11 protein-coding genes are annotated in these 14004 nt (G+C 70.8%); 7 read left to right on the top strand and 4 right to left on the bottom strand.

Annotated elements, in window-relative coordinates:
* Positions 1-10 precede the first annotated feature (10 nt).
* The 3 genes from ACRSBM_RS13125 to ACRSBM_RS13115 all read left to right on the top strand — a co-directional run bounded on the left by ACRSBM_RS13125 (position 11) and on the right by ACRSBM_RS13115 (position 2349).
* Positions 11-862: an NAD(+)/NADH kinase gene (locus ACRSBM_RS13125; protein WP_434443317.1), complete on the top strand. Its 852-nt coding sequence runs from the start codon at positions 11-13 to the stop codon at positions 860-862.
* The gene (locus ACRSBM_RS13120) at positions 859-1332 is read left to right on the top strand and encodes a GNAT family N-acetyltransferase (protein ID WP_434443315.1); all 474 of its coding nucleotides are present in this window, start codon (positions 859-861) and stop codon (positions 1330-1332) included. Before ACRSBM_RS13125 ends, ACRSBM_RS13120 begins: the two co-directional genes overlap by 4 nt.
* Positions 1333-1398: 66 nt before the next feature.
* The gene (locus tag ACRSBM_RS13115) at positions 1399-2349 is read left to right on the top strand and encodes an alpha/beta fold hydrolase (protein WP_434443313.1); all 951 of its coding nucleotides are present in this window, start codon (positions 1399-1401) and stop codon (positions 2347-2349) included.
* Here the strand turns inward: ACRSBM_RS13115 and ACRSBM_RS13110 are convergent.
* Positions 2342-3721: an MFS transporter gene (locus tag ACRSBM_RS13110; RefSeq protein WP_434443311.1), complete on the bottom strand. Its 1380-nt coding sequence runs from the start codon at positions 3719-3721 to the stop codon at positions 2342-2344. The two genes, ACRSBM_RS13115 and ACRSBM_RS13110, sit on opposite strands and share 8 nt — an antisense overlap.
* A gap of 116 nt (positions 3722-3837) precedes the next feature.
* Between ACRSBM_RS13110 and ACRSBM_RS13105 the strand changes: the two genes are divergently transcribed.
* Positions 3838-4488, top strand: coding sequence for a TetR/AcrR family transcriptional regulator (locus ACRSBM_RS13105; RefSeq protein WP_434443309.1), 651 nt, complete (start codon positions 3838-3840; stop codon positions 4486-4488).
* Between the two features lie 20 nt (positions 4489-4508).
* Here the strand turns inward: ACRSBM_RS13105 and ACRSBM_RS13100 are convergent, their stop codons facing one another.
* Positions 4509-5300 (bottom strand): GNAT family N-acetyltransferase, encoded by a 792-nt coding sequence (locus tag ACRSBM_RS13100; protein WP_434443307.1) that lies wholly within the window; start codon positions 5298-5300, stop codon positions 4509-4511.
* Between the two features lie 10 nt (positions 5301-5310).
* Complete coding sequence (locus tag ACRSBM_RS13095) at positions 5311-6303, bottom strand: helix-turn-helix domain-containing protein (RefSeq protein WP_434443305.1); 993 nt, start codon at positions 6301-6303, stop codon at positions 5311-5313.
* A gap of 98 nt (positions 6304-6401) precedes the next feature.
* Here ACRSBM_RS13095 and ACRSBM_RS13090 point away from each other — a divergent pair, with 98 nt between their 5' ends.
* Positions 6402-7364 carry an alpha/beta hydrolase gene (locus ACRSBM_RS13090; protein ID WP_434443303.1) on the top strand — a complete coding sequence of 321 codons (963 nt, stop codon included), beginning with the start codon at positions 6402-6404 and terminating at the stop codon, positions 7362-7364.
* On the opposite strand, the gene ACRSBM_RS13085 is transcribed toward ACRSBM_RS13090, so the two are convergent.
* The gene (locus tag ACRSBM_RS13085; protein ID WP_434443301.1) at positions 7348-9399 is read right to left on the bottom strand and encodes a cellulase family glycosylhydrolase; all 2052 of its coding nucleotides are present in this window, start codon (positions 9397-9399) and stop codon (positions 7348-7350) included. The genes ACRSBM_RS13090 and ACRSBM_RS13085 overlap by 17 nt on opposite strands.
* A 457-nt stretch (positions 9400-9856) precedes the next feature.
* Between ACRSBM_RS13085 and ACRSBM_RS13080 the strand changes: the two genes are divergently transcribed.
* Together ACRSBM_RS13080 and ACRSBM_RS13075 are read left to right on the top strand one after the other, a co-directional pair.
* Positions 9857-12487, top strand: coding sequence for a glycoside hydrolase family 9 protein (locus ACRSBM_RS13080; protein ID WP_434443300.1), 2631 nt, complete (start codon positions 9857-9859; stop codon positions 12485-12487).
* Between the two features lie 341 nt (positions 12488-12828).
* Positions 12829-13851 (top strand): LacI family DNA-binding transcriptional regulator, encoded by a 1023-nt coding sequence (locus ACRSBM_RS13075; protein WP_434443298.1) that lies wholly within the window; start codon positions 12829-12831, stop codon positions 13849-13851.
* The last annotated feature ends 153 nt before the right edge of the window (positions 13852-14004 follow it).

Raw genomic sequence — 14004 nt, 5'->3', positions numbered from 1 at the left:
AACCACTGACGTGCACGCCGCCGGCCTGGTGCTGCACCCGCAACGAGACTCCGCCGCCGCCGTCGAGGCCGTGCTCGGCTGGGCGACCCACCGCGGCGTCGAGATCCTCGGCATCGCCGACGAGATCCAGCGGCTCCGCTGCGAGGCCACCCCGGTCTCCGCCGAGGAACTGGGCCGCCGGGCCGACCTGGTCGTGAGTCTGGGCGGCGACGGCACGATGCTGCGGGCGATGCGCCTGGCCGACGGTGAGCGGGCCCCGGTCCTGGGCGTCAACCTGGGCAAACTCGGCTTCCTCGCCGAGGTCGACGTCCCGGACCTGCCCGCCGCGCTCTCCGCCATCGACGCCCGCGACTTCACCGTCGAGCCTCGCCTGGCCGTCGACGCGGTGTTCAACGGCCAGCGGGTCACCGCGTTCAACGACGTCGCCGTGGTCCGCACCCCCGGCCAGGGCAGCGCGCGGGTCGCCGTCCGCGTGGCCGGTCAGCCGTTCGTGAGCTACTCCGCCGACGCCGTGATCGTCGCGACCCCGACCGGTTCCACCGCCTACAGCTTCGCCGCGGGCGGCCCGATCACCAGCCCGTCCGTCGAAGCGCTGCTCGTCACCCCGGCCGCCCCGCACTCCGCCTACAGCCGCGGTGTGGTGCTGTCGGTCGACGACGCGGTCGACCTGGACCTGCTGCCGTCCAGCGGCCGCCTGGCCGTCGAGGTGGACGGCATGGTCGCGGGTTACGTCGAGCCGGGCCACCGGGTCTCGCTGCGCGGCCGGGCCGGAGCGGCTCGGGTGGTGCGGCTGGGGATGACGACGTTCTACCAGCGGGCCCGGCGCAAGCTGCGGCTGACGGACTCGGCGGAGCTGGGATGAGGCTGCGCGAATGGACCGTCGAGGACGCCGCCTGGTACGCGGAGGCCACCAGGGACCCCGAGGCGCAGCGCTTCACCGCCGACCCGCCGTCGATCACCGCCGAGCAGGTCGCCACGGCGATCGTGGCCCGGTCCGCGGACCCCGGCGCCGCCTCGTTCTGCATCGAGGACGCCGGTGAGCGGTGCGGCAACATGTCCGTCGACGTCGAGGACGGCATCGGCCACGTGTCCTACCTCGTGGCCGCCCACGCCCGCGGACGAGGCCTGGCCACCGAGGCGCTCACCGAGTTCGTCGCGTGGGTCCTCGAGCACCACGCCGTCACCGAGCTGAGGTTGTGGACCCACCGGGACAACACGGGTTCCCGCAAGGTCGCGGAACGCGCCGGGTTCGTCCGCGATCCGGCCCGCGACCAGGACCGCGAGATCAAGGGCGCGGTCTGGCCGACCGTCGCCTACCACCTCGTCCCCTGATCTCCACCCAGGTTCGAGCGCCGCTTGTTCGGATGTCGGCGCCGAGCTACGGAGGGGGTAGGAGACATGGAGTTGAACAGGCGCAAGGTGTTCGCGCTGGGTGCCGGCGCCGCGCTCGCCGCGAGCACCGGGGCAGGCGCCGCGCAGGCGGACCCGGCGGGGGCGAGGGAGCCCGATCTGCCTGGGTTCCGGCACAACTACACGCAGGTCAACGGAGTGCGCCTGCACTACGTCACCGGCGGGCGGGGCGAACCGCTCGTGCTGCTGCCGGGATGGCCGCAGACCTGGTGGCTCTACCACAAGATCATGCCCGCGCTGGCCACGAAGTTCCGCGTCATCGCCGTCGACCTGCGGGGCCAGGGCGGATCGGAGAAGCCGCAGGGCGGGTTCGACAAGAAGACCATGGCCACCGACATCCGCGAACTGGTGCGGAAGCTCGGGTACGACAAGGTCAACATCGTCGGGCACGACCTGGGCAGCATGGCGGCGTTCGCGTTCGCGGCCAACTTCCCCGAAGCCACCAAGAAGGTGGCGTTCATGGACGTGCTGCACCCCGACGAGAGCTTTTACCAGATCCCGTTGCTGCCGCCGCCGGGCGGGTTCAGCCTGTGGTGGTTCGCGTTCAACCAGGTCCAGTCGCTGCCCGAGCAGCTGCTGGCGGGCCGGTTCCGGTACCTGGTCGACTGGCTCTTCGCGAACACGGCCTTCAACCCCGCCGCGATCGACGAGCGGTCGCGGCAGATCTACGCGTGCGCCTACAACACGCCGGACGCCATCCGCGCGAGCAACGGCTGGTACCAGGCGTTCCACCAGGACATCGCGGACGGCAAGACCTACGCGAAGCTCACGCCGCCGGTGCTGGGCCTCGCGTCGATCTCCTCCTACGACCAGTTCCTGGGGGCGCTGCCGAACGTCGCGAACCAGTTCGAGGTCGTGCGCGTCGACGGGTCCGGCCACTGGCTCGCCGAGGAGCAGCCGGACGTCGTCGCCCGCGAGATCACCCGTTTCTTCAGCTGACCGGTCCGGCCCGGCGTGCCGAGGGGATGAACGCCGCGATCACGACTGCCAGCAGCGCGGTCGCGGCGCCCAGGCCCATGATCAGCTGGAAGCTGAACGGGATCGCGACCTGGGTGAGCACCACGCCCGCCACGGCGCTGGACACCGAGGTGCCGATCGCGCGCATCAGCGTGTTGAGGCTGTTGGCGGCGGCGGTCTCCGACGTCGGCACCGCCCCCATGATCAGGGCCGGCATCGCGCCGTAGCCGATGCCGATGCCGGCACCGATCACCGCGGAGATCACGACGAGCTGCCAGATCTCGGACAGCATGAAGACGCCGGCGCCATACCCGAGGGCGACCACGAGGGCGCCGAGGATCAACGTGACGCGCGGGCCCCGTGCGTTGGAGATCCGCGCGGACAGCGGCGCCGTCGCCATCATCACCAAACCGGACGGCACCAGCACCAGACCGGTGACGAGCAACGACTGCCCGAGCCCGTGCCCCGTCGCGGCCGGCAGTTGCAGGACCTGCGGCAGCACGAGCGACTGCGCGAACAGGGCGAACGCGAACGCCACCGACGCGATGTTGGTGAGCAGCACCTGACGCCGGGCCGTGGTGCGCAGGTCGACCAACGGCTGGGGTGACCGCAGCTCCCACCAGCCCCACACACCCAGCACGACGGCCGCGGCGACGAACAGGCCCGCGATGGCGCCACCGCTCCACGCGCTCGCCTTCGACACGCCGAGCAGCAGGCAGATCAGTGCGACCGAGAGCCCGAGCGCGCCGGGCACATCGAACCGCCCACCGCTGCGGACCGGCGACTCCGGCACCCAGATCAGCACCGCGGCCAGCGCCAGCAGGCCCGCTCCCGCCGACGTCCAGAACAGCATGTGCCAGTCGCTCTGCTCGACCAGGAACGCCGCGGCGGGCAGACCGAGCGCGCCGCCGACACCCAGTGAGGCGCTCATCAGCGCGGTCGCCGACGCCAGCCGTTCCACGGGCAGCTCGTCGCGCATGATGCTGATGCCGAGCGGGATGACGCCGACGGCGAGGCCCTGCACGACGCGGCCGATGATCAGCGGCACCAGCGAGTAGCTGAGCGCCGCGATCACCGAGCCCACGACCACCATGAGCAGGCTGACCACGAGCATGCGGCGCTTGCCGTACATGTCACCGAGCCGGCCGATGACGGGCGTCGCCACGGCGCTGGCCAGCAGGGTCGAGGTGATCACCCAGGCCGTGTCCCCCGGCGACGAGCCCAGGATCCGCGGAAACATCGGCAGGAGCGGGATGACGAGGGTCTGCATCAGCGAGACGACGATGCCGCCCAGCGCGAGCACGGCCACGACGGCGTTCGGGCGCGTCACCGGACGCGTCTCTTCGAGGAGCACGTTCGCAGTCTAAGTCAGTCACTTGACTTAATTCGGTGGGGCCGGGCATCTTGAACGACCCGCGCGCAGGATGTCCGTGATGTCCGGAGCGGCTCCCGGTGGAAGATGGTGACGTGATGAGCAAGGTCGACAACCCGTCCCGGGCGGAGCGCGCGCACGCCACCCGCGAGCTGATCCTGACCGCCGCGGAACGCCTGTTCGCCGAGCACGGGGTGCTGGCCGTGTCGAACCGCCAGGTCAGCGAGGCCGCCGGCCAGGGCAACAACACCGCCGTCGGCTACCACTTCGGCACCAAGGCCGACCTCGTCCAGGCCATCGCCCGCAAGCACCTCGTGCAGGTCGAGGAGATCAGGCAGCGGATGGTGTCCGAACTCGGCGCCGACCCGGACCTGCGCGACTGGCTGCGCTGCCTCGTCCACCCGGTCACCGAGCACCTGGAGGCGGTCGGCAGCCCCACCTGGTTCGCGCGGTTCGGCGCCCAGGTCATGACCGACCCGACGCTGCGGCCGATCATCGTCGAGGAGACGCGGTCGTCGCCGTCGCAGGTGCGCATCTCGGCCGGCCTGAACGCCTGCCTGGCCGACCTGCCGGACGAGGTGCGGGCCGAGCGCCACGACATGGCCCGGCAGCTGGTCGTGCACATGATCGCCGAACGGGAGCGGGCGCTCGCCGAGAACACCCCCACGCCGAGGGCGAGCTGGCACGACGCCGCGACCGGCCTGGTCGACGCCCTCGTCGGGCTGTGGCGCGCCCCCGTCAGCGGCTAGCCGCCCAGCTCTTCAGCCGGTCAGCTCTTCAGCGCGTAGAACCGCATCGGCGAGTTCGGCCTGAACCCGATCCGGGGGTAGACCGGCGCTCCGGCGGCTGTGGCGTGCAGCGTGGCGCGGGTGATCCCGGTCGCGCGCCACGCCTCGTGCAACGCCATGCGCGTCACCGCCTCGCCGTAGCCCCGGCGCTCCCACCCCGGATCAGTCGCGACCAGCACCACGAACAGCCGTCCGGCCGTCTCGGCCGCCGCCGCGCACGTCACCGGCACACCGTCCCGCAGGCCCAGGTAGGCGTGCACCCCGCTCTTCCACAGCGCCGAACCGGCGATGCCGTCCCGTCCGGCCTCCAGGTCGAACCCGTACGCACGGGAGTTGATGTCCGCGTACGCCAGCAGCTGGTCGTCGGTCGTCACCCGTTCGAAGGTCAGCTCCGGATGCGAAGGCTCCGGGATCGGCAGCAGGTCGCCCGCCATCCCGGTACCAGGAAACGCGTACTCGAACCCGGCGTGCCCGGCCAGCAGGTCGAGGTCGGCGCCCTCCACCAGGTCCTCGAACACCCACAGGAAGCCGAAGTTCTCCTTCGTGCGCATGACGTCCGCGGCTTCGGCGAAACGCTGCGCGAGCAGGTCCGTGCCGATCCCGGACTCGGTCAGCGTGACGCAGTTCCAGAACGGGAACCGGCAGTCCGCCCACCGCACCGCGATGCCGGGCAGATCGCGCACGTCGGCATTCGCGTCCCGATCCAGCACCATGGCTCGCCACCCCACGGTGAGCTGCTCCACCGACTCCAGCGTTTCCGTCAAATCGATCACACGCCCGAGCCTAGTCGCCGCCGTTGTCCCGCAAGCGCCGCAGCATCAACGCCAGGTGGAGCCGGAACCGCCCCGGCGCCTCGTCGAGGCCGAACCCGAGCACCGCTTCGGCGCGGGTGAGCCGTGCGGTCATCGTGCTGTGGTGCCGGTGCAGCACCGTCGCCGCCTTGCGCACCGAACCGGTCGCGCACAACGCGTCCAGCATCGTGATCATGCCCGGCTCGGCGGCCAGCCGGTCGAGCGCGCACACGTCCGGCAGTGCCGCGATGTCCGCGGAGCCGACCTGCTCGGCGAGGAGGGCGAGGCTGCCGAGCCTCTCCCACCACACCAGCGGCTCACTGTCCGATGTGTACCGCAGCGCCGTCCGTGCGGCGTGCCACGACTTCGCCGCGTCGATCGCGGGCAGCAGCGGCCCGACGCCGAGCCTTCCGGCCGTCTCCGGGATCTCGGTGGTGAGCACCGCGCGCACGTTCCCCAGCACCACCGACCGGCCGGGAACCTCGCCGGTCGCCGCCAGGACGCGCAACCCGGCCGTGGCGGCGATGCCGAGCAGGTGCAGGGCGCGCGAGCGTTCCGCCGTGCCGACGCTCCCGGAGAGGACGAGCTCGATCAGCGCCGGGTCGCCCAGTTCCGGCAGCGGCACGCTGGAGTGCTCCAGCAGCACCGCGGCGGCGATCGCGAAGCGTTCCAGCAGGATGTCGTCCAGCGGCGCGGGCTTGCCCTCGCGCGCGACCCAGACCTCCACGCCACCTTCCAGCGCCCGGACCGAGGCCCGCGCGGGCACCGGACCCGCCGTGACGGCGCCACCGGCGTCGGCGCGCAGTGCGAGACCCTGTCCGGGCGCGTGCAGGCCGACCGGGCACCCGGCGAGTTCGGACGTGCTGCGCACCAACGCGTCCAGGCCGGCGCGCTCGGTGATCAGGCGGTCGAAGAACCCGATCACCCTCACGGCGCTCTCGGCGTCGGCGTCGAGTCCGGACAACCTGAGCAGCAGGCCCTTCATCCCGTCACCATAACCCCGACAGGTGGCTGGTCCGGCGTGCGAACCGCCCGCCACCTGTCGGCTGCCCGCGTCACCGCCCCGAGCCGAGGATTGACTCCATGAGCTACGCCATCGATCCCGAACTGCTGCCCTGGCTCGACATGCTGCCGCAGGTGACCATGACCGACCACGAGGCGCTGGTCGCCGCCCGCGGCCAGCAGTCGGAGCTGGCCGGCCTCGTGCCGGTCTACGAGCCGGCGAACTCGATCGACTTCCGCGACGAGACGGTTCCCGGCCCTTCCGGCGCCCCGGACGTGCCGGTGCGCGTCTACGGCCGCTCCGGGCGCCAGAACCCCGTGCCCGGTTTGGTGTACATCCACGGCGGCGGGTTCATCGTCGGCAGCGTCGACATGTTCCACTCGCACGTGCTGCGGCTCGTGGACGAGCTGGACATCGTGGTCGTGTCGGTCGGCTACCGGCTGGCGCCCGAGCATCCGTTCCCGGCACCGGTCGAGGACTGCTACGCGGCGCTCAAGTGGACGGCGGCCAAGGCCGAGGAGCTCGGCATCGACCCTGCCCGGCTCGGTATCGGCGGCGAGAGCGCGGGTGGCGGGCTCGCCGCCGGGACCGTGCTGCTGGCGCGCGACCGGGGCGGTCCCGAGCTGTGCTTCCAGTTCCTCGGCATCCCCGAGCTCGACGACCGGCTCGACACCGAGTCGATGCGCGCGTACGTCGACACCCCGCTGTGGAACCACCCCAACGCGATCTACAGCTGGACCGCCTACCTGGGCACCGAACCGGGCGGCGACGACGTCTCGCCGTACGCCGCCCCGGCGCGGGCCACCGACCTCTCCGGGTTGCCGCCCGCGTTCGTCACCACGTGCCAGTACGACCCGCTGCGCGACGAGGGCATCGAGTACGCCCGGCGGCTCGCGCACGCCGGGGTCCCGACCGAGCTGCGCCACTACCCCGCCACCTTCCACGGCTCGTCGCTGGTGGAGAGCGCGGCCATCTCGCGGCGGATGGTCGCCGACGAGGTGGACGCGCTCCGCCGCGGGCTCGGGATCACAGGTTCCCGGTGACCGAACTGCCCGACCTGGTGACGTAGTAGGTGACGGTGGCGCCGCTCCAGTAGTGGAACGTCAGCGTCACCCGCGCGTTGTCGTTGACCTCGGCGAAGAACTCCGGGGTCAGCGTCGTCGCGCCGGTGGTGTAGTTCGGCGCGAACGCCTTGTCGAACTCCTTGAAGGAAGTCCAGTTGTGCGGGCCCGCGTTCGACCCGTCCGCGTACTTCGCCTCCATCGTGGCGAGCACGTCGCCGCGGAAGATCGTCGGGATCGAGAACGAGCTCGTCGTGCCGGTCGCACTGGACAGCACCGGGGTGTCGTGGGTGACGAGGTTGACCCGCCACGGCACGCCTGCGGAGAAGCGGGCCGACAGCACGGCGTTCGTGCCGTAGTTCCGCGATCCGCTCAACCGGGTCATCGCCGCCGCGGTCAGGGTGAGCTGGTCGCCCGCGATCGTGTAGTCGGTGCCGCGCACCAGTTCCGCCGTGCCGTGGCGCAGGCCGGTGAACGTGGTTCCGTTGGTGTTCAACGTGATCGTTTTGGCGGTGACGGCACTCGACCGCGCGCTGAACACCTGGTCGGTCGACGCCGTGCCGGAGCGGGTGGTCCAGCTCGACCTGATCTGCGCGATCAGCTCGGGGTCGCTCCACTGGAAGGACGTGCGGCCGAAGTGCTGGCCGTTGTCCCACAGCATCGTGGTGATCTTCTTGGTGCGCGCGTAGTAACCGAAGTGCTCGAAGAACTTGAGCTTCTCGCCCTGCTCGATCGTGCCGGTGTGCCGGTCGAACCCGAGCAGCCCGTACTCACCGAGGATCACCGGGATGCCGCGGGCGACGAACGTGTTGTACACGCGGTCGAACGAGTCGGTCAGGTCCTTCTGCGCGGTCGCGTCGTACCGCGTTCCACCGGCCACGTTCACGCTGAACGGCCAGTAGCCGTAGAAGTGCACGGTCGCGACCAGGTTGGGGTCGCCGAACCCGCTGATCGACGTCGCCAGCTCGTCGAGCCGCGCCTGGTCGGACGACGTGTGCAGGGTGGGCAGCACGAGGAGGCGGTTCGCGTTGTTGCCTCCTGACCGCCGCACGATGTCGCGGAACGACGAGTTCAGCTCGTGCAGCAGCTGCGCGTTCTGGGCGTCGCCCGAGCTTCCGGTGAACTGCGGTTCGTTCACGCTCTCGAACACGAGCCTGCCCGGCGAGTCCCTGAAGGCGGCCGCCAGCTGCGTCCAGATCGCGTTGTAGCGGGTGAGCACCCCGGTCCGGTCGGACGGCATGGCCGCGATCCACTGCCACGAGTCGTGGTGAATGTTGATCATCACTTGGAAGCCGTCCGCCAGCGCCCAGCCGACGACCTCCTTGACGCGGTTCAGATACGCCGTCTCGATGGCGTAGCCGGGCGCCGGCCCTTGGTGCTGCCCCCACGTGACGGGGATGCGGATGCTCTTGAAGCCCTGGGCCTTCACGTTGTCCAGCAACGCTTCCGTGACCCGCGGGTTGCCCCACGACGTCTCGTCGCCGCCGGTCGAGTCCAGTGTGTTGCCGAGGTTCCACCCCGGTTGCATCGCCGCGACCTGTGCCATCGCGTCGCCCGGCACGGGGTTGCCGGTGGTGGTCGTGGTGGTCGTCGCCGGGGGCGTGCCGGGGTCGCCGGTGCAGGTGACCCCGTTGAGGGCGAACGACTGCGGTGCCGTGTTCGCGCCGGACCAGTTGCCGTTGAAGCCGAACGACACGGTGCCGTTCGGTTCGATCACGGCGTTGTAGCCCACGTTGACGGCCGAGGCCTCAGCGCCCGACGCCGTGACAGTGGCGTTCCACGCCTGGGTCACCTGCTGGCCGGACGGCCACGTCCAGGTCAGCCGCCAGCCGTCGAGGCGCTCACCGAGGTTGGTGACGGCCACCTTGGCGGTGAACCCGCCCTGCCACTGGCTCGGCACCGCGTAGTCCACCTTGCACCCCGGCGCCGCCGCGGCAGGGACGGCGACCGCCAACCCGATGCTCGCGGCCACCGAGACGAAAGCCGCCGCCAGCGCGACGCCGCGCCTTCCGGTCATGACACACACCTCCCGAAAACCTGGGAGCGTTCCCAGTTTGGAGCCGGACTGTAACCACCGACCGCGCGACCGGGAAACAGGTGTCGAATCGTCGTCGATATCGGAGCGAACCTCACATCGCACTTCGCGTAATCGGCGGACGCGGCGTTCTCCACGCTTTCACCCAGCCTTGTCGCCGGAACAGCCGACGCTTTGACCACTGACTGTGTATCGAATCGTCGAACGGGCCTGGCATTCCGGGGAGAGCCGAAGAATCGGTGTTCGCATTCTTCCCAACACGGACACGGAGAAGTTACGCCGAACAGCGGTCTCGCCACGCTCATTTCGGCCGCATTCGAAGACACCTCTGTCGGAGCGCTTTCGTGACCGTTACAGTTCCGAACCTGGGAGCGCTCCCAGGTTCACGTACGAATCCCTGTCATCGGAGGCTGACGTGCACAGTCGCAGGTCGAGAGCTGTGGCAGCCGTCCTCGTCGCATTGCTCGCGGGGATGGCCGGTCCATTCGTGCCACCAGCGGCGGCCGCACCCGCGTTCAACTACGGCGAGGCGCTGCAGAAGTCGGTCTGGTTCTACGACGCCCAGCGGTCGGGCCGGCTGCCGCCGGGCAACCGCGTGAGCTGGCGCGCGGACTCGGCCCTGCGCGACGGCGCCGACGCCGGGCTCGACCTGTCGGGTGGCTTCTACGACGCCGGCGACCACGTCAAGTTCGGGCTGCCCTTCGCGTTCAGCATGTCGATGCTCGCCTGGGGTGCGGTGGAGAACCGGGCCGCCTACGCGGATTCCGGCCAGCTCCCGCATCTCCTGGCGAACCTGCGGCACGGCACGGACTGGATCATCAAGGCGCACCCGTCCCCGAACGTCGTCTACGGGCAGGTCGGCGCGGGCAACCCCGACCACGCCTGGTGGGGGTCGGCGGAGGTCATGCCGATGAGCCGTCCGTCGTACAAAGTGGACAGTTCCTGCCCTGGCTCGGACCTCGCCGGCGAGTACGCGGCGGCCATGGCGTCGGCCTCGATGGTCTTCAAGGACACCGACCTCACCTATTCGGCCACCCTGCTCACACACGCCAAGCAGCTCTACTCGTTCGCGGACACCTATCGCGGCAAGTACAGCTCGTGCATCACCGACGCCGCGAGCTTCTACAACTCGTGGAGTGGTTACCAGGACGAGCTGGTGTGGGGTGCGATCTGGCTGCACCGCGCCACCGGTGACGCGAGCTACCTGACCAAGGCGAAGACCGAGTACCAGAAGCTCGGCATCGAACCGCAGAGCTCCGAACGTTCCTACAAGTGGACCATCGCGTGGGACGACAAGTCCTACGGCGCCTACGTCCTGATGGCCAAGCTGACCGGTGAGCAGACCTACATCGCCGACGCGAACCGCTGGCTGGACTTCTGGACCACCGGGTACAACGGCAACCGGGTGCGCTACTCCCCCGGCGGCCAGGCGGTGCTCGACAGCTGGGGTTCGCTGCGCTACGCCGCCAACACCGCGTTCGCCGCGCTGACGTACTCGGACTGGCTGTCCACACGCGACAGTGCGCGCGCCAGGACCTACCACGACTTCGGGGTGCGGCAGGTCAACTACGCCCTCGGCGACAACCCGCGCAACGCGAGTTACATGGTCGGTTTCGGCACCAACCCACCGCGCAACCCGCACCACCGCGGCGCGCACGGTTCGTGGGCCGACAGCATCCAGGAACCCGCTGTCAGCCGTCACGTGCTCTACGGCGCACTGGTCGGCGGGCCGAGCACCAACAACGACGCCTACACCGACAGCCGCAGCGACTACGTGATGAACGAGGTCGCGCTCGACTACAACGCCGGGTTCACCGGTGCTCTCGCCCGTCTCTACGGGGAGTTCGGCGGTACCCCGCTCGCGAACTTCCCGGTGGCGGAGACGCCGGACGGTCCCGAGCTCACCGTGCAGGCGTCGGTGAACCAGAGCGCCGCCCAGTTCACCGAGGTCAAGGCGTTCGTGCTCAACAAGAGCGCGTGGCCCGCGCGGACGTTCAACGGCACGCTGCGCTACTACTTCACGCTCGACGGCACCACCACACCGAGCCAGATCGCGGTCACCACGAACTACAACCAGTGCGGTGCGGCGAGTGCGCCGGCGCAGTACCGCGGCGCGATCTACTACGTCGAGATCCCGTGCACCGGCGTCGCCCCGGCCGGACAGTCCGCGTACCGCAAGGAAGTCCAGTTCCGCATCACCAGCACCGGCACGTGGGATCCGTCCAACGACTGGTCGCACACCGGCCTGGGCAGCGGCAACGCGGTCGCGCAGACCGACCGGATCGTCTTGCGCCAGGACGGGAAGACGGTGTGGGGCAACGAACCGGGCGGTGTCGTCGAGGACACCGAGCCGCCGTCGGTCCCGAGTGGACTGACCGCCTCCGACGCCGCCGGCACCAGCGTGACGCTGAGCTGGACGGCCTCGACCGACAACGTCGGCGTCGCCGGGTACGACGTGCTCGACGGCACCACCGTCGTCGGCTCGGCGACCACCACCCGCCTGCGGGTCACCGCCCTCACGCCGGACACGCCGTACTCGTTCTCGGTGCGCGCCCGTGACGCGTACGGCAACGTCTCCGCCGCCAGCGCCCCGGTCACGACGCGCACGCTCCCCGGCCCGGTGAGCACGGTGTCGGTGCAGCACAGGGGCTCCGGCGCGGCCACGTCGAACCAGATCGGCGCCACGCTCCAGCTGACCAACCGGGGCAGCACGCCCGTCAGCCTCACCAGCACCACGATCAGGTACTGGTTCACCGGGGAATCGCCATCGGCGGGGTACCAGGTGTGGTGCGACTGGGCGCGGATCGGGTGCGCGGGCGTTCAGGTACGGGTGGTCACGCTCCCGGCCGCCCGCACCGGTGCCGACGCGTACCTCGAGGTGTCTTTCACCTCCGGCAGCCTCGCCGCGGGGGCGAGCACCGGGGACATCCAGGTGCGGACCGCGAAGTCCGACTGGTCCTCCTTCGACCAGGCCGACGACCACAGCTACCGGGTCAGCGGCACCCTCACCGACTTCGACCGGGTCACCGCCCACACCGGCGGCGCGCTCGTGTGGGGCGCCGAGCCCTGACGAACTTCGGGGCGGGTCGTTCTGCGCGCTCAGGCGTCCCGCCCCGAGCCCAGCCGCGTCCCCGGCACAGCGGCGTGCCGGGGACGCGATCTCGACGTGGACGCGCTTCCGGCGTGGACGCGCTTCCGGCGTGGACGCGCTCTCCTGGGTGGACGGTCCCTCGGCGGTGGGTGCGCTCTCGTGGGTGGACGCGCTCTCAGGTGGACTCACACCTGGGGGCCTCCGGACGTGGACGCGCTCTCCCGGATGGACGCCCTCGGCTGTGGACGCGCTCTCACGATGTGACACGCGAGCGTTTCGTCACGTTCGAAATGACGTCCGCGGACTCCTACGATGGCGTCATGACGGAGATCGACCGGCAGCGACGGCCAGGCCCGCGGATCGAGGAGGTCGCCCGACTGGCCGGGGTGTCCAAGTCGACGGTCTCCAGGGTGATCAACGATGAGCAGTACGTGAGCGCCAAGGCCCGCGACGCCGTGCACTCGGCGATCACCCACCTCAGGTACAGCCCGAACCAGGCGGCCCGCTCGCTCGCGGGCAGCAAGGCGAACGCCATCGCGCTGATCGTCTCCGAGCAGGGCAGCAGGGTGCTCGGCGACCCGTTCTTCGCAGGGGTCCTGCGCGGCGTGCACGCCGAACTGGCCGGGCGGCACACCCAGCTGCTGCTCATGCTGAGCCGGCCGGAGGACCACGACGACCTGCTCGTCTACCTGGCGGGCGGCCACGTCGACGGCGCGCTGCTGGTGAGCCTGCACGGCGACGACCCGCTGCCGCACCGGCTCCAGGAGCTCGGCCTGCCGGTCGTCGTCGGCGGCCGGCCGCTGGGTGCCAGCTCGGTCCCGTTCGTGGACTCGGACAACTTCACCGGCGGCCTGGACGCCGTCCGGCACCTGGTCTCACTGGGACGCACCAGGATCGCGACCGTGGCGGGTCCGCGCGACATGGCCGCGGGCCTCGACCGGCTCAGCGGCTGGCGGCGGGGGCTGGGCGAGGCGAGGCTGTCCGCCGACCTCGTCGCGGACGCCGACTTCACCCCGGAGAGCGGCGCCCGCGCCATGACGGAACTGCTGGACCGCGCCCCCGAGGTCGACGCCGTTTTCGTCGCCGCCGACATCATCGCCCTGGGCGTGCTGCAGGTGCTGCACGCCCGCGGCAGGCGCGTGCCCGAGGACGTGGCGGTGGTGGGGTTCGACGACTCGCTGCTGGCGTCGACCGCGACTCCCCCGCTCACCACCGTCCGGCAGGACGTCGAGCAGCTCGGCCGCACGATGACGTGGCGGCTGCTGGGCGAGCTCGCCGGGGACGACGGGCTTCCGCCGTCGCTGCTGCTCCCGACCTCCCTCGTGCGCCGGGCGAGCGCCTGACCCCAGGGACCGCGGGCGCGCCGCCTGGACGCCGGATCGACACGTGACCGCGCCCAGGCAACGGCCGCGCCCGGATCGCTGCGGAGCTTCCCCACGACACCCCGATCCGCGAGTCCCCGGCCCGGCTCCGCCTGCCGCTGTCCGTGCCGGAAC

The sequence above is a fragment of the Lentzea xerophila genome (genome assembly GCF_051094245.1).
Lineage (GTDB): Bacteria > Actinomycetota > Actinomycetes > Mycobacteriales > Pseudonocardiaceae > Lentzea > Lentzea xerophila.
The sequence above is the reverse complement of the archived record's forward strand: the minus strand, read 5'-3'. Positions and strand labels throughout refer to the sequence as shown.